The sequence below is a fragment of the Odoribacter lunatus genome, assembly GCF_943193135.1.
Taxonomy (GTDB): domain Bacteria; phylum Bacteroidota; class Bacteroidia; order Bacteroidales; family Marinifilaceae; genus Culturomica; species Culturomica lunata.
In genome coordinates this window covers 1-15,653 of sequence record NZ_CALPCZ010000013.1, presented here as the reverse complement: position 1 = coordinate 15,653, position 15,653 = coordinate 1, and the positions used below count along the sequence as shown (strand labels likewise).

Below are 15,653 nucleotides of genomic sequence, written 5' to 3'. Positions count from 1 at the left end.
AAGTTATTTTTATTAAAAAAGTTATGAGGATATTGCATGAGTTGATGATGAATTTCCGGCGTTTCAAGACGGCGGGGGTGTTGAATGTTTTCGGTTTGTCCGTGGCTTTTGCCGCTTTTGCGGTGATTGCCGTGCAACTGATGTTTCAGTTCGGTTACGACCGGTTTCATAAGGACGCCGACCGGATTTTCCGGGTGGAGACGCTTTTCCCCGTTTCATTGCAATACAGCGCTTTCGGCCCGGATGCCGTGGGTGCCTTGCTGAAGGAACAGTGTCCTGTGGTGGAGGATTATTTTATGATCGGCGGCGGAGGTGAAATTGGGTTTACGCTGAGGCATGAAGACGGAAGTTCGGATAAATTCAGGGAGCAGAGTATGAGGGTTTCCGGTTCTTTTGCCGATATATTGGGGCTTGAGATTGTGGAAGGGGATGCCCGGCAGGCGCTGACAGAACCCAATATGCTGATGATTCCTCTATCGACAGCCCGAAAATGGTTCGGCAAGGAGTCCGCCGTGAAGAAACAGGTGTATGGCAGGGAGGGAGACGGTCATTATACGGTGGCGGCGGTGTATCGGGATTTGCCCGGCAATTCGATTTTTAAAAATGACTGCTATACCCGTTTGGTTGAGCAGGAGGAATGGGGGCACTGGGCCACGCAGATATATGTCTTGTCAGCAAACAGTGACCGGCAGGCTTTGCAGCAGCAGGTGAACGGGATGAAAATCGAGCCGCTGGAAGAGATATTTGAAGGCTTGCATAAAAAAGAGCAGATGGAGAAGGAAGGGAAGTTTTTTTTGAGAGTGTCCCCACTGACCGGCATATTTTACGACCAGACGACCGCATTTGATTCTTTTGAAAAGGGAACGAAACGGAGTGCGATGATTATGCTGGCGATAGGTATTCTTATTATTTTGATTGCCGAAATCAATTTCGTGAATTTTTCCATTTCACTGGCTCCAACCCGCATGAAGGCCATAAATACACAGAAGGTGCTGGGTGCCGGTGTGAGAAGGCTAAGGGGACGTTTAGTGGGGGAAGCGGTGTTTTATTCTCTGGCGGCCTTCGTCCTGGCTGTGGGGTGGCTTCATCTGTTCGCTTCGTCGGGTTTTGCTTCGCTGTTCAGCATGTCGCTGTATCCGGCGGAACATGCAGGGCTTTTGGCAGTTATCGGAGGCGGCGCCGTATTGCTGGGCGTGTTTGCCGGTCTATACCCCGCCTGGTATGTGACTTCTTTTGAGCCCGCACTGGTCTTGAAGGGAAATTTCGTGATGTCCCCGAAGGGAATGCATTTGAGGAACGGCCTGATGGCTTTTCAGTTCGTCACTTCCATTGTTTTGATTATATGTACGCTATTTATCGGAGCGCAGTACCGTTATATGCAGCATTTTTCGCTGGGATATGATACGGAAAACATCGGTTTCTTCGAGCTGAACCGGGATTTGGCGGGGAGTCAAAGCGCATTGATTTCCGAGATGACGGCCATTCCGGGAGTCACGGATTATACGTTTGCCGATCATGTCGTGGGGATGAATAACCAGATTAACGGCATGGGGCTGGAGGTGGAAGGCGAAGCGTTGCAACTGAACCGCTGGTCTGTTTATAAGAACTTTTTGGATTTTATCGGGGTTTCTATCGTGAAGGGGGAGAATTTTTCGGCATCCGACCAGTCGGCTCAACTTATTCTGAACGAGACGGCTGTCCGGAAGCATCCCGTACTGGAGCACAGTTTCGGTACAACGATTGCTACAAGTCCTCGGTTGGGCCGGTTTGTCGGTGTGATAAAGGATATTCACTACATGTCGCTGCATTCACCGCTGATGCCGCTGGCGATTACCTGTGAGGAGGGGGACGAGTATAATTACATGTTCCTGAAGCTGTCGGGAAACGATTTGTCCGCTACGCTGGAGAAGCTCCGGCAAACGTATGAGCGTTTGTCTCCTGCCGGAGTATTCAGGTTCAAGTTTTTGGACCAATCTTTGCAACAGAATTATGAAGGAGAGAAGAAGCTGATGCAGGTGGTTTTTCTGATGGGAGGCATCGCGATCGTGCTGGCTTTAGTGGGGGTATACGGATTGGTGGTTTTTAATGCCCAGTATAAGCGCAAGGAAATCGGTATCCGGAAAGTGAACGGTGCTACCGAGGGGCAGATTATGGTACTGCTGAACCGTACTTTTTTCCGGCTACTGGCAGTATCTTTTGTCGGGGCGTGCCCGATTGCCTGGTACGCCGTAAACAGCTGGCTAAAGGGGTTCAGCTACAAAACGCCCGTGTATTGGTGGATATTTTTGTTGGGCGGGGCAGTGACGCTGATAATAGCTTTGCTGACCGTAAGCTGGCAGAGCTGGAAAGCCGCTTCGGCGAATCCCGTCGAGGCCTTGAAAAATGAATAATTATAAACTAAAAATATATGAATAGTCTGAAAGTATTTTGGAGAAATCTGCAAAAGCAGAAAACAGTCGGTATTTTGAGTATCGGTAGCCTGGCTGTAGCTATTGCCGTTGTCATTTTAATCGGGCTTTGGTCGGTGAATGAATTCAGCTTCGACAGTTTTCACCGGGATAAGGATAAAATATACCGGATAAACGGAAAGATCATGCTGAATGGTGAACTCGCCAAAACAGGCGCGACATATAAGTGTGCGGGGGACGATGCGCTCCGGATGTTTCCGGAAATTGAGGCGATGTGCCGGGTCGCACCGCTGACATTCGACATAACGGTCAATAATGTGCTTTATCCCGGAAGAAATGTTTTTGAGGTGGATTCTTCTTTCTTTTCTTTTTTCTCTTTTACACTGAAAGCCGGTAATCCATTGACCTGTCTGTCCGCACCGGACGGAGTGGTGATAGACGAATACGCTGCCAACAGTTATTTTCCCGGAGAAAACCCAATGGGAAAAATCATCCGGATGAACGGCAAGGATTTTACCGTTGTGGGGCTGATGGAAAACATGCCGGTGAATTCCCATTTGCAGGCGCATATCGTGGCTCCTTTTACGGGATATTGGGCGCAAAACTTCGAGTACGGCAGCAACGATATTTTCATTACTTATTTTAAGATTCCGAATCCCGCGTTTGTCTCCAAAATAGAGAAAGGCATGACAGATGCCATCTACGAAGCGAATCCTGCGTTCAAACAGATTTCTTTTAAGTATTTGCTGCAGCCGTTGCGTGATGTGTATTTTGACAATACGCTGAAGTTCGACGATGTCGTACACGGCAATAAAAGTCTGGTGATGGTGTTTATGCTGACGGCTTTTGTTATTTTGGTAATAGCGTGTATTAATTTCATCAATCTGTTCATTTCGACCTCTTTCTTGCGGGCGAAGTCGATAGGTGTCCGTAAAACACACGGGGCGGACAAAGGAATGCTGATTGGAGAGTTTTATAAAGAAACGCTTTATTATGTGATATTAGCGGCGATTGCGGGTACGATACTGGCAACACTGGCTCTGCCTTTATTCAACCGGTTGGCGGATTATCAACTGACGATTGATTTTGCCAGTCCGTTGTTATACGGATTTTTGGCGGCGATTGTGCTTGTCATTATGCTGGCTGCCGGCACTTTCCCCGCTTTTTATATGACGAAGTTCAATACTGTAGAGACGCTGAAGGGACAGTTCAAGGGAAAGAATCTGTCGTTTCTTCAAAAGGGGCTGATTATTACCCAGTTTACGGCTGCAATTGTGATATTGATTTCGGTATTTTTTATTGAAAAGCAGGTCGAATATATGATTCATAAAGATTTGGGATTTGATAAGGAACATGTTTTTTATGTGGCGGACCGGGGTGGTATTCTGAAAAATTACGATTCGTTTTATGACGAGATGCTGGCGCATCCTTCCATTGCAGGGATTACGCTGAAAGATACCGACCCGCTGGGCTGGTGCCGCGGGGATGTCGTAGGAAAACCGGGAAGCGAGCAGGAGTATCTGATGGAATTCTGCCAGATAAAACCCAATTATTTCCGGGTCATGGGCATGGGAATGAAGGAAGGACAGGAATTTGCAGAAAGAGCAGGCGATTCACTGAATTATTGCATTATCAATGAAACGGCAGCCCGGATGTTGGAGTTTACAAATGCTGTAGGGGAACGGGTGAGAGCAAACGGCAATTATTATACGGTAATCGGAGTGGTGAAGGACGCGTATACCAAGTCTCTCCACCAGGCTGTGGACCCGCAGATTTATTTTCCATATGAGGGGAGGTATCCCACCGTCTTTTTTAAAGTACAAGGGGACCCGCAGGAAGCTATCCGCTTCGTACAAGCGAAATGGAATGACCTCAATCCGGGGGAACCGTTCGATTATCATTTCCTCGACAGCAGTTACGCCCAATTGTATAAAGCGGAAACGAATGCCGGAAATATCCTGGGCATGGCAATGATGATTACATTGATTATCAGTGTAGCAGGATTGTTCGCCATGGCGTATTATACGACACAACGCCGCTTGAAAGAGGTAGGTATCCGCAAGGTAAACGGTGCTTCGGTAAAAGAGTTGCTGTTGATTCTGAACCGAGACTTTTTCGTGTGGGTAGGTCTCTCTTTCCTTTTGGCGTGTCCGATCGCCTATCTGTTTGTGCAGAATTGGCTGGAAGGATTCGTGGAACGCACAGCATTGAGCTGGTGGGTGTTCCTTCTGGCAGGAGCCGTTACGTTCTTCGTCACGCTTCTGACCGTAAGTTATCAAACATGGCAAGCTGCCAACCTCAATCCCGTAAAAGTGCTGAAAAGCGAGTAAACGATGGGAGAAAAGGATATATTTGAAAATTGGAATCCGTGGCACGGATGTACGAAAATCAGTCCGGGGTGTGCGCATTGTTATGTCTACCGTCAGGATGCGATGTACGGGACGGAGCAGGAAAGCAGCGAGGTGCGCAAGACTGCGAATTTCAATCTGCCGGTGAAACGCAAGCGGGACAAGAGTTATAAGATTTCTTCGGGGAAGGTGGTTTTTACCTGTTTTACTTCCGATTTTTTGGTGGAGGATGCCGACGAATGGCGTCCCGAAGCCTGGGCGATGATGCGCGAACGCCGGGATCTGATGTTCTATTTTTTTACAAAGCGAATCGAGCGGTTTGCTGAATGTATTCCCGACGACTGGGCAGACGGCTATGATAATGTCATTATCGGCTGCACGGTGGAGAACCAGGCAATGGCAGACCGGCGGTTGCCTGTCTTCATGAATGCGCCACTCAAGCACCGGGCGATTATTGTCGCCCCGATGCTGGAACGGGTGAATATTTTGCCGTGGCTAGATGAGCGGGTGGAAGAAGTCTCCGTTAGCGGCGAGTCGGGAGAGAACGCCCGGGTGTGCGACTACGATTGGATATTGGACCTGCGGCGGCAATGTATCGAGAAAGATATTCCGTTTCGTTTTCACCAGACCGGTGCGAAGTTGCTGAAAGACGGAAAGATTTACCATATTCGCCGGGCATTGCAGATTTCCCAGGCAATGAAAGCGGGTATCGATTACCGGATAGGAGCGGATCTTAAACCCGAAAAAAATTGCCGGCCTCATTCCTGATGACCGGCAATTTCAAAAAAAAGAAACTAATTACAATTATTTTTTGTCTTTACAACATTTCTTTTCTCCTTTGGTGCATTCGCCTTTCTTAGCGTCTTTACAGCACTTCTGGTCTTTTTTGTCGCAAGCCTGTTTGCATTTGCAGTCTTTTTCACATTTGCCTTCTTTGCATGCCTGTTTGTCTTTGCATACGCAAGCGCATTTCTGAGCTTCTTTCTTGCAGCAGTCTTTCTTTTCTACACATTCTTTTTTGCATTCCTTCTTACCGTCTTGAGCGGTTTTATTGCTTTGTGCAGAGGCAACGCTTACGGTGAAAACCAATGCCAATGCCGTAATCAACATTTTTGCTTTCATGTTTTTGTTTTTAAAGATTATTACTTCATTCCAAATTCACAGGATAAAGGTCTGCATTCTCTGTCAAAAATACAAATCCGCGCGGTTAATTCTTTGAAATAAATGTGTTTATTCGTTTTTTAAGGCTTCCGAAGGACGGGCTTTGATACCTTGCCAGCTTTTCAATAAAACAATAAATACAATGATAACAAAAGTCAAAACAGCACTACCGACAAGAAACCATAAAGAAAGCGGTATCCGCCATGCAAACTCATCTAACCAATAATTCCCCATATAATAAGCACCCGCTAATCCAAAAGGAAGAGCGCACAAAGCAAGCAAACAGATATTACGCAACAAAAGCAACGTTATCTGTAATATCGAAGCTCCGTTTACCTTTCGGATGGCTATTTCTTTCATCCTGCGGGCTATTTCATCTCCGACAAAACCGAAAAGGCCTAAAAATACAATGATAAGAGCAAGATACATAAGAATTTCCACAGTGATACACATGTCTTGCTGGTCTTCATAAGCTGCCCGATGGGTATAGGGATAGTAATAGAGGCGAAAATTGGATTGGTGCGTAATTTCGCTCATCTTTTTCTTCCACAAAACAATGTTTTCTTCCGTCATTTGCGTGCTTTTAAACAACAGATAATAATTTCGGCACGTGTCCGGTTCTTCCAAAGGCAGAATGACGACCGGCTGCTGACCGATATATAACGAAGCGACCTGGAAATCCCGGAAAACGCCTTGGGGTGTTATAGGACGGGATTCTACAAACAAAAGACTTTGCGCTTGCGGATTACTCAGAAGTCTATCACGAAATTTTTCATTGATCCATACCTCATTTACGGCTTGCAGGGTACGATGAGTATCCCCTTCGATAAACGGTACTTGCAGCGTATGAAGAAAATCAGCGTCAGCATAAAGATAACGGCATTCAAATATACCCTGCCGCTCCTGATTATAAATTGTAGCCTGCGGGGCCCACAAAGGAAGAGTATGTACAAAAGCGGCGTCGGCAATAAAAGGCAGACGCTTGATTTCTTCTTTGACGGAGGACATGGAAGGATAAGACATACCGCAAGCAACCTGCGTATAATAAAGATATCGGGTATCGTATCCGAGGTTTTTATTGATTAAATAGTTGTATTGCTTGCTGAAAATCAAAAACAACGTGAGCAGCATACAGGTGGAAAAGAATTGCACCCAAAGCAACAGGTATTTCCAACGCCGGCGGTTTTGCGAAACCTGCCGGAAAATCTGCAATACCGGAATAGTCGCGAATATCCGAGCTGGGATACCTCCCGTAAAAAAGAGCATTCCGAGAAAGAACAACCCACAAGTGATTAGTACCCGTCTGTTAAAAAAAGCAGCATATTCATGAAATAACAGATTTTCAAAAAACGGCTGACATACGACGAGAATTCCATAAGTGAAAAGTCCTGCCAGCAATGAAAGGATTACAGTTTCCCAGAAAAACATTCCGAAGATATTGGCACTGTTGGCCCCATTGACTTTATGTATGGCAATCTCTTTGTTTTTCCGTATCAGGGACGAGATGGCTATGAGTATGTAATTGAGGGCGGATATGATAACGATAACCAATCCCATGAATCCCACCAAATAAACGGAAGAATAGCCCCAACCGTATTTCAGGTGAAGTTCTTTCAAGGGATGCAGGGCATAGGTATAGGACTGTCCGAAAGTCCGGTGCCGGTCGATGACGGTTTGTATTTTTCGTATCACTTCCTGCGGATTGGCATCAGAGGCAATTCGTATGTATCCCCGGTAACTTTCTTTTTGTTGCATTCCTCCTTTTTTCGTAACTCCGGCTAACGAATGGAGAGCATTGATGTTTTTGAGAAAACTGTTGCTGGGAAAATCCTCATAAACCCCTCCTACAATGAGCTGCTGATGGTTATAAACAACTTCTTTCCCGACGGGTTCTTCTTTCCCGAAAAGAAGATTCGCCAGTTTTTGCGATATAAAGAATTTATTCGGATCACTCAATGCCTGCGGATCACCCGAAAGCAAACGAAAAGAGAAAAGCCGGAAAAAGGACGTATCGGCAAAACGAAATTCGCCACCGGATATTCTGTTGTCATGATAACGATAATTAATGGAGATACGTTGTGAGAGGACGGTGGAAAGCTCTATTTCAGGAATTTCCCGTGAGATTTCTTCCATCAGGGCAAGCGGTATTTCATAATCAACCCGGTATATACGGTCTGCGTCTCTGTGAAAGCTGTCGTAGTCGGTTTCAAAAACGCAATAACCGAATGCCAAAATACCTGTCGTCAGACCGATAGTGAGTGAAACAATTTTCGTGAGGCTGTTCCCTTTGGAATGAAACAGACCGCGCAGAAGATATGAAATGCGTTTCATCATGATATTTGATTTTGCTGAATTTCCGTAACGCAAATTAGAGGATTCCTACACTATTTCCTATATGACACATTGAAAAATATCGAGACACCGGCATTTTAAACAGCTGATACCCAATATCGTTTTTTAATAAAAACGAGACCATGTTCCGAAACGTTGGAAAGAGTGAAGCGGGAGCGCCTATTTTCAGCCAAGACGGGCAATAAGTTCATCAAAGAACTTTTTTAAATCCTGATTGGGCGAAAGATTTAATTTTTGACGCAAGCGGGTGCGGCGTTTATAAATAGAGGTATTATTAACATCACACAAAATAGCCAGTTCATCCGTTTCAAATCCGGCACAGATAAGGGCACAGTAACGCAAATTCTCTTCCGTGAGATCCGGATAATTCTCTTGCAAATACGTGATGATGCCGTTCCCTGTGATATTCACACCTTCGAGAAGCAACTCCCAATCCGTGGGAGAAAAAGAGTCGGTGGAGATAGTACGTTGAAATTTATATTTCAGCTTTTCAGGATTGTTGGCATATTTCTGGGAAAATTCGACAAATTCTTTAATCATGTCCACCCGGAGACGAAAAAAATCTTTCAGCTTGCCGTCCTTTTCATGAAGTTGCCGGGACATTTTTTCTTTCAATTCATCTTCCGCCCGTTGCAGGCGCTCGATAAAAAGCTGACTTTTGAACAACTCACGTTTGCGATGACGTGTCCGGTAATGCGTGACGCCAACAAAAACCGATAGCAGGCCAATAAGTACGAAACAAGCCGTGCGCCACTTCCGAGCAGTGACATACCCTTGTTGAGCCTGTTGCAAAAGTTCCGCGTAACGGGTTTCCCATTGCAGGTCTTCCGTCACCCTTTTCCCAAAAAGCTGTTGCAGAGTGAAAATCTTCCGCGCAATAACGAAAGAAAACAAACTGTCGGGAAAAAGGGAAAGATTCGTCTCCGCTAACGTGTATTGTTTCAATGCCTCTTCCGGTTGATTTAGACGTTCATAAAACAGCCCCGTGTAAAAATAAAGGCGTGTCAGTTCGGAGCACGGTTGTTGCCCCTCGTAATAATGAAGAGCCTTTTGCAAAAGGCTGTCGGAAAGGAAAGGTTGTCCCGCACGATATAGCCTGTCTGCCTTTAGCAAAGCCCCCCCGGCAATTTTCTTGGGATTAAAACGACTAACCATGCTCTGTATGGGCGATTCTTCTGAATAATCCGTATTTGCGAAAGCCATTCCCACTCCAAGACAGAAACAGAGCAGAAATACAAATCGCAAAGAAGAGAATGGTTTCATTCGTCAATATTATTTCTGGGCACTTATATACAACTTTACACCAAATCAATTTTAAAAAGAATCGCCATAAATTTTATGACGATTTTATCTATTTTTAACCTTATACTTAAGGTACTTATATATAACTTATATTAATCATAATTTTCTATATAAGAATTATATGAGACATAAGATCTATTTTTAATTTATTCAAATAATTTTGAAAATTCAGACAAATTCAAAGTTATTCCCATTTTAGTTCTTGAGATTCTTGAGATGTGAGTAAATTATAAGCAGCGTCTATCTTTTTCTTTTCTTTTTTAAGTTTCGTTAAAATATATGATAATTGTATTTTTTTGAATCTTCTATATGTATCCACAAATATTATTATTGCGAATATATATCCCACAGAAAAAATACAAGGGTAAAGTGGCAATAGGATATTGGGGTATAAAAAATTTTTTATCACTCCAATATCTAAATGACTTGGTGTTAATTCATAAATTCCCCATAAAGCAAATGAAACAATCATTGTTCTTGTTATGTATTTTCTTGTTTTATTATAACAAAAAATATTCTTTTTATTTTTCCACTTTGACCTTAAAATCTTTAATGTGATCTTAATAGAGTAATATAATGCACAAAAATTGAGTAAATATGCATATACATACCAATTCGCCCAAGTTTTCATAGCAGCAATTACAAATAAATCCACTATACAATATACACTAATGTATAAAGATAAGCATTTAAATCCCTTTGCTTTTTTTATGTTGTTCGTCCAATTTTTTGTTTGGGCTTCTATATTTTCCCATTTATCAACAATATCAACGAATTTTTTATTTAGTTTATCAATGTGTGTAGACGTGTCGTGTCCATCAATCACAAAGGAGTGCATATTGTCTAAATCTTGCCTAAAAGGCTCCAAAATACCTAATCTGAATTCATTAAATCTTTGATTCCGTCGCTGCTCTTCATCAAAAATAGAATGATATATTGTTTTAGGAAGACTTGTGAAAATGTATGCAAAATTTACAGCACTCATAAGCTGAATAAAAGTTGCAAAATCATCAAGAAAATTATCCATTAAGCAAAAAAATCATTAAGATTGACATTAGAGTCTAAAGTATCAAATATTTTATGGTATGAGTCTCTTAAATACCCATTGATTTTAGGGTCATTGAAATTTGCGACAGCTCTGCGTAAATTTATGTCAGTTTCAAATCTATACATATTATGGTCACCTGTGCAAAAGTTTATTTCTTTCCCATCAGTTCCTCTAAAAAATTTCCCTTGTCCCTCCTTTATTTGGACTCTGCTTTCTTTATAAGAAGGGTGATTATATAACATCCAATAAAAACTTTCATGATTTTGGCTTACTTGCTCTTTTGGAGGAAGGCTTGCAATAATGATATTTAGTCTTGTATTTCCTTTGTCAAGGAATGACTTCATACTCTCGATATATTCTCTTGTGTTTACAACCTCATCATTATACAATTGATTTGCGGCAATTAAAACTTCTTTTTGGGCATTCTTAAATAAATACTTGCAAATAATTAAGGCATGTCCATTTCCTTCATTGTGGAATAAATAGTCGTTCCCCTTCTCTACACATTCCTTTACGGATTTTTCATACTGCTCTAATTCTGTCATTTGATGATAAGCTAATTGATTTAAAATTAAGATCTGCTAAAATATACATAATACATTAAATACAATATATGTCTTTATACATTATTATGATAAAAAACAACCAGTCCTATTTTGGGATGATTCTCTTGCTCAAGAGTATTTTGTGAAAATTATATTATTTTAACCATCCTCGAGGGATATAGAATTACCCTTGACATTAATGAACAAAATTGTTTCTTGTTTTTCTCTGTAACCACATTGATAACTCTATCAACATTTACATTAGCGTTACTCAATTTGCCATTGAAAGAGTTTAAATCCTTGTAAATCATGGTGTTATATCTTGTAAGATGTAATGATTTAGAATCTCATCGCAAAGCTATAAAAAATAAACGATAAATCTTTCCATAAGGTTTCTCAAAATTTTTATTCGTTATGCCCTTCTGTCCCCCTAAAACACTGCATTCTTATCCGCAAAGAAGAACCCGAACACTCTTTTAATCTCCTCTTCTTTCAATTTTCCATTGTAATCCAGCAATCTTCCCACCACCGTCTGAAGACGGAATTTTTCTCCCTTCACCAAGCAATCCAGCCCGTAATCGAGAAGCATCAGCATTCCGATATTGTCAATCTGCATTTTGACAACTTCCGGTCTTAAGAATACTCTGCCGAAACAATGGTAATTCTCACCGAACAACTTGCACGTCCGTGGATCATGCTCCACGACATGAATCAGGTCTTCACGGTTGAGCAAAGGGGATGTGTAGCAGGGAAGGTCATTCAGAATCTTCGTTTCCGTTTCAACGAACTTGTCCGGATTCTGATTGCGTTCATTAATCCGATTCAGGTCATTCGGATTGTAGTCGAAAATATTCTCACGATTCAGTTTCGTGAATCCGTACGTGGACAATATCCGAATGCCGTCTTTCCGTTTCCCGGCATAAAAGAAATCCATATCGAAATGATGAGGCAATAACATGGCTTGGTTTATCCGAATCTTGAATTGCTCCGCATGCTCCTGATCGGAGAGAATGTTATCAAAAGTGATTTTTAGACTTTGGGTGCGTGACACCGTGTTCTTGTAATCCTGCAAGCAATCGGTAATGGATTCGTATGTGCGTCTCATAGGTTATGTTATTATGAAGTATTTATGGACAAATACTCTTGAAAAAAGATATGAAATTCATACGAGATTGCGGCACTCTTTATTTGACGCATTGGGAAATGCATGACTCTTGACAGAAATATGCATAATGGAAAAATGAAACGTAATGATGTCATTATTCCGCCTTCAACACAAAGTTCCTCAGTTTGAAATTACAACTTTGGTATATCTGTCTATCATATCCGCTAATCGGATTCTGTGTCATGCCGAAATATATCTTAGTCGGTCTTGACGAATAACTTGGTCTTGTCGTGTAGTTCCATCTTTTTGAAAGATAATCATCATCAAGGTAGCACCACACCTTATGTTCCGAATATGTCCATACAAGCTTGCATTTGTACCATTTGTTAAGCTGAATCTTGTTGTATTTTCCTGATCCTGACTTATCTTCAGGAACACCATTGTAGTAAAGAACGTGATAATTCATAGAATCCCACGAGCAATAGTTCCCCCATATTGCAAAAGGCACATCATTTTGGAATTGGGTAAAACTTGTATTGAATACCGGACATTGCTTATTGGCATCCGGATAACTCAAAAACATAACCTCAAGTTCGATTGTAATCTTGTCCTTCTCAAATAGATTGCCAACATCATAAACCAATGCATCGGAAGCACCGAATACCGCACATTCATTCTGTATTGTGACGCCGGTTCTGCTTGATGGACTATTGCCAAGACTATCAATAAGATTTTGCGTAAAAGGAATACGGTAATCGTTGTCCAAAAGAATGATATCCTCATCCACCACGAAATCGTTATCTCCATATTTTTCCAATAATGATGCGTCACATTTTCCGGTGGATACAAGTTCGCTTTTTCTTATCCAGTTGTTACCCCCCCCGATAAGCCCAACTTGGTGTAGGCTTGCGCTATAGTCAAGAATGATTTACTCATATCGATTTGAATATTTGCATATTTTATATATGCAAAGAATAATGGTACAGAAATAAAAACGGTGTATCGTTTCCAATGCACCGTTTATTTTAAGAATAATCAACTGTTAGTCTTCGTATTCAAATTTGAAGACTTCAGACCATTCATCTTCATCGACGTCCTCGTGGCCTTCTTCCCTGATGGTGATTTTTGTGATATATTCTCCGTCCATTTCATATTCAATTTTTGCCGTATAAGTTTTATAACCAATAACTTTATCTTCATCATCATCCCATTCCGGACGAGTAACCTTCATACTGCTTGGCAGATAATACGAACGTTTCCCTATCAAATTGAACTGGAATGCCAAATCTATATTGCTATCAAAATAATACGATCCGATAAAGTAAAACATGTCAATATTCAAATTATTCAGTTGCTCTCCGTAAATGAATTCAACAGAACTATAATTGTCTTTTTCTACATTATCTTTAAAAGTGTAATTCACCAAATTGCCTCCAACACATGAGAAGGTTTCTGTCATTGACTCCCCCGCCAACTCTCTCATTTCTACATTGCTTAAATAACCTTCCTTATCATATTCAAGTTTATAATCTGCTTTATAATCACCATCAGAATCTTTATATTTATCTGAAAAAGATACAATACGTCCATTTTCTAATATGAAAGTGAATTCATCTTCTAAAGTGCCATCATTTTTAACCGTAATTTTATTATCGGAATAGATGTATGTATTAGTTTCATTATATGATAATAATTTACAGAATTTAATCCTCCCGTCTGCATAATATTCATATTCATAAATATACTCATACTCATACTCATCCTCATATTCAGTAACCTTTTTTATCTTCTTCGGCAGAATCTCCGCATCCGCAGGTGCTTCCGGTTGGTCGGCAAAAAGCATCTCTCCGAGTTTATATTCCCTGCCATCTTGTTTCAATAAAACAGTTTGATTGCCATACACAGAAGGTGCAACGAAAGTGATACCGTTTGCATCCACACCCGTAACTTCCGCCTTTACATCGTCATTGTCCGTTGTTCGTGTGGCAATTTGTCTGAACCATATTTCACTGTCTTCATCAAATCCTTCACCCTTGATTGTTATCGTCTGACCCGGAGTGACAGGATTTTCAAACTTCGGGATTTCAAGACCATTAATTGGGGTATCGTTCTTGTCATCATCGGAACAAGCGACCATAAAGGTCAACATCGTTAAAAGAAATAATAATTTTTTCATACTAAATTGATTTAAAATTAAACATACATAAATTCTATTCTTTCAATCTTTAAAGGTTTCTTCATAAATGTCTTTGAGGTTTCTGCCACGATAACTCCAATAGGTGGTGGGCTGGAGTTCACGGGTGACACCCATGATTTGCTTCGTGACGGCGGTCAGCGACATTTCCTCGCCGTTGTAGCTGACTTTTTTATTACTCACGACCTTCACCTTGACGAAAGGATCAAGGTCGTATGTCAGTTCCTCACCTTCGGCGATGCCCATCAAGCGGTAGTCAAGCGGGGGACGACGCTTGTGGATTTGTTCCCGGATTTCCACAGTTATCTCACCTTTGCTGAATACCTGCAGGATTGGAATCACCTTTTCAGAAGCGACCTTGAAGAACTCTCTTGAGTCATTTATCCGTTTTTTCTCAAATACCTTGTGCAGTGCCTGCTCGATTTCAAGACAGACATCGTAGTTTACCTTGCAGGCGTATTCACATTCAAAGGGTACAGGTACGCCTGTCTTATACAGCTCTCTCATCCGTTTTCCAACGTCGCCTCTTTTTGTCATCCCGATCTTCACCAAGCCGGGCATGACGGGATTGGTCAATACATAAACCACACCATAATCATTAGCATCCTCCATATTAAAAATGTATGCCTTCCCAATATCCAAAAGAAGAGTTTAATTATTGGCAAAAAGAAAGTGTGGATATTGTAAACTTACCTTAGTCACGTGGGTTCTGACAAAACCTTGACCGTAAAATAAGAATAGTATCCACACTTGTATAGCATAAGAAATTATGCATACACAAGGTGGAAAGTCTTGTAACTTATTCCTCGGTCTCAAAAATTGTCAGATTTACGTGACGAGAACAAGCCTAAACACTTTCCATGTTTAAAACTGATATGTCCTCCCATTTAACAATGGGACGATACAAATATATGGATTTTTACAATGCAATATGGAATCTCCCCATAATTAAAAATTAAGATAAATACATATTTATCAATTTTATTGATTCCTATCTCAAAATAATTCTCGAAAAACCATCAAATTTCTTTCAAATATGGTGTAGATTAATATCTATTTAATGTATATTTGTTATGCACAATCATCTCACAATAAGTGCATTAGAAATGATAGAATTTGAAGCAAAGTCAATTTTTGAGATTTATTCGAGGTTTTCAGACGAGCAAAAGTGCATTGACTTTTTGGAGGAA

12 protein-coding genes are annotated in these 15,653 nt (G+C 41.4%); 3 read left to right on the top strand and 9 right to left on the bottom strand.

Annotation, left to right across the window (positions count from 1 at the left end; translation table 11 throughout):
* Positions 1–23 precede the first annotated feature (23 nt).
* The 3 genes from NFR61_RS06670 to NFR61_RS06660 are packed head-to-tail and all read left to right on the top strand — an operon-like array spanning position 24 to position 5,524.
* Entirely contained in the window at positions 24–2,390 is a 2,367-nt protein-coding gene (locus NFR61_RS06670) for an FtsX-like permease family protein (protein ID WP_251621950.1), read from the top strand.
* Between the two features lie 17 nt (positions 2,391–2,407).
* Entirely contained in the window at positions 2,408–4,738 is a 2,331-nt protein-coding gene (locus NFR61_RS06665; protein ID WP_251621948.1) for an ABC transporter permease, read from the top strand.
* A gap of 3 nt (positions 4,739–4,741) precedes the next feature.
* Complete coding sequence (locus NFR61_RS06660; protein ID WP_251621946.1) at positions 4,742–5,524, top strand: DUF5131 family protein; 783 nt, start codon at positions 4,742–4,744, stop codon at positions 5,522–5,524.
* A gap of 36 nt (positions 5,525–5,560) precedes the next feature.
* Here NFR61_RS06660 and NFR61_RS06655 read toward each other — a convergent pair whose 3' ends face one another.
* From NFR61_RS06655 to NFR61_RS06615, 9 genes are all read right to left on the bottom strand, one after another.
* Complete coding sequence (locus NFR61_RS06655; RefSeq protein ID WP_251621944.1) at positions 5,561–5,878, bottom strand: hypothetical protein; 318 nt, start codon at positions 5,876–5,878, stop codon at positions 5,561–5,563.
* 108 nt (positions 5,879–5,986) lie between these two features.
* The gene (locus tag NFR61_RS06650; protein ID WP_251621941.1) at positions 5,987–8,251 is read right to left on the bottom strand and encodes an ABC transporter permease; all 2,265 of its coding nucleotides are present in this window, start codon (positions 8,249–8,251) and stop codon (positions 5,987–5,989) included.
* Between the two features lie 183 nt (positions 8,252–8,434).
* Positions 8,435–9,532 carry a hypothetical protein gene (locus NFR61_RS06645; RefSeq protein WP_251621939.1) on the bottom strand — a complete coding sequence of 366 codons (1,098 nt, stop codon included), beginning with the start codon at positions 9,530–9,532 and terminating at the stop codon, positions 8,435–8,437.
* 223 nt (positions 9,533–9,755) lie between these two features.
* The gene (locus NFR61_RS06640; RefSeq protein WP_251621937.1) at positions 9,756–10,598 is read right to left on the bottom strand and encodes a hypothetical protein; all 843 of its coding nucleotides are present in this window, start codon (positions 10,596–10,598) and stop codon (positions 9,756–9,758) included.
* Positions 10,598–11,164, bottom strand: a complete 567-nt coding sequence (locus NFR61_RS06635; RefSeq protein WP_251621930.1) for a hypothetical protein — start codon at positions 11,162–11,164, stop codon at positions 10,598–10,600. The genes NFR61_RS06640 and NFR61_RS06635 overlap by 1 nt, the downstream gene beginning before the upstream one ends.
* A gap of 430 nt (positions 11,165–11,594) precedes the next feature.
* Complete coding sequence (locus NFR61_RS06630) at positions 11,595–12,269, bottom strand: hypothetical protein (protein WP_251621928.1); 675 nt, start codon at positions 12,267–12,269, stop codon at positions 11,595–11,597.
* A gap of 154 nt (positions 12,270–12,423) precedes the next feature.
* On the bottom strand, positions 12,424–13,086 hold the full coding sequence (locus NFR61_RS06625) for a hypothetical protein (RefSeq protein ID WP_251621922.1): 663 nt from the start codon (positions 13,084–13,086) through the stop codon (positions 12,424–12,426).
* 225 nt (positions 13,087–13,311) lie between these two features.
* Complete coding sequence (locus NFR61_RS06620; protein ID WP_251621920.1) at positions 13,312–14,445, bottom strand: hypothetical protein; 1,134 nt, start codon at positions 14,443–14,445, stop codon at positions 13,312–13,314.
* Positions 14,446–14,487: 42 nt separating this feature from the next.
* On the bottom strand, positions 14,488–15,105 hold the full coding sequence (locus NFR61_RS06615) for a GIY-YIG nuclease family protein (protein WP_251621918.1): 618 nt from the start codon (positions 15,103–15,105) through the stop codon (positions 14,488–14,490).
* Positions 15,106–15,653 lie beyond the last annotated feature (548 nt).

Bases quoted from the DNA above. Each gene is read 5' to 3' on its own strand.
- NFR61_RS06670 (WP_251621950.1), top strand. From the start codon at position 24: ATGAGGATATTGCATGAGTTGATGATGAATTTCCGGCGTTTCAAGACG.
- NFR61_RS06665 (WP_251621948.1), top strand. From the start codon at position 2,408: ATGAATAGTCTGAAAGTATTTTGGAGAAATCTGCAAAAGCAGAAAACA.
- NFR61_RS06660 (WP_251621946.1), top strand. From the start codon at position 4,742: ATGGGAGAAAAGGATATATTTGAAAATTGGAATCCGTGGCACGGATGT.
- NFR61_RS06655 (WP_251621944.1), bottom strand. From the start codon at position 5,878: ATGAAAGCAAAAATGTTGATTACGGCATTGGCATTGGTTTTCACCGTA.
- NFR61_RS06650 (WP_251621941.1), bottom strand. From the start codon at position 8,251: ATGATGAAACGCATTTCATATCTTCTGCGCGGTCTGTTTCATTCCAAA.
- NFR61_RS06645 (WP_251621939.1), bottom strand. From the start codon at position 9,532: ATGAAACCATTCTCTTCTTTGCGATTTGTATTTCTGCTCTGTTTCTGT.
- NFR61_RS06640 (WP_251621937.1), bottom strand. From the start codon at position 10,598: ATGGATAATTTTCTTGATGATTTTGCAACTTTTATTCAGCTTATGAGT.
- NFR61_RS06635 (WP_251621930.1), bottom strand. From the start codon at position 11,164: ATGACAGAATTAGAGCAGTATGAAAAATCCGTAAAGGAATGTGTAGAG.
- NFR61_RS06630 (WP_251621928.1), bottom strand. From the start codon at position 12,269: ATGAGACGCACATACGAATCCATTACCGATTGCTTGCAGGATTACAAG.
- NFR61_RS06620 (WP_251621920.1), bottom strand. From the start codon at position 14,445: ATGAAAAAATTATTATTTCTTTTAACGATGTTGACCTTTATGGTCGCT.